Here is a 654-nt window from a genome sequence, read left to right on the forward strand (position 1 = left end):
TTCTTCCTTTCCGTTGCTTTCCTCGGGCGAGGCGCAAGCCGTTGCTTCTTGTCCCGTAAGGACAAGAAGCAGGGTCTCGCCTGCCTCTGACAGCGCGTTAAAACGCGCCTTATCCCGTAGGAGTCAACGGAAAAGCGAAGCTTTTTTAAGATTTCCCTAAGAAGGGCGACATGTAACGCGAATATCTTGAAGCGCATTCCGACTTGGATCGCTTCCGTAGCGAACAGCGGGCGTCCGCGACCCTGCAACGCAGTGAAGCGGCGTGGACGCTCGCCGCTCGGAGACGAGACAAGGTGGAGACGCGCGGCACACTACGCACCTCTTTATCTCAGTATGCTGCAATTCGAAACGGGGCATCTCTGACCTGGAGTCAACAAAAAAAGAAAGCTTTTTTTAGTTCTCCCTAAGAAGGGCGACATGTAACGCGAATATCTTGAAGCGCATGCCGACTTGAATCGCTTCCATATCGAAAAGCGGGCACCCGCCGCTCGGAGACGAGACAAGGTGGAGACGCGCGGCACACTACGCACCTCTTTATCTCAGTATGCTGCAATTCGAAACGGAACATCTCTGACCTGGAGTCAACAAAAAAAGAAAGCTTTTTTTAGTTCTCCCTAAGAAGGGCGACATGTAACGCGAATATCTTGAAGCGCA

This window comes from Exiguobacterium sp. s102, from assembly GCF_018618635.1.
GTDB lineage: Bacteria > Bacillota > Bacilli > Exiguobacteriales > Exiguobacteriaceae > Exiguobacterium_A > Exiguobacterium_A oxidotolerans.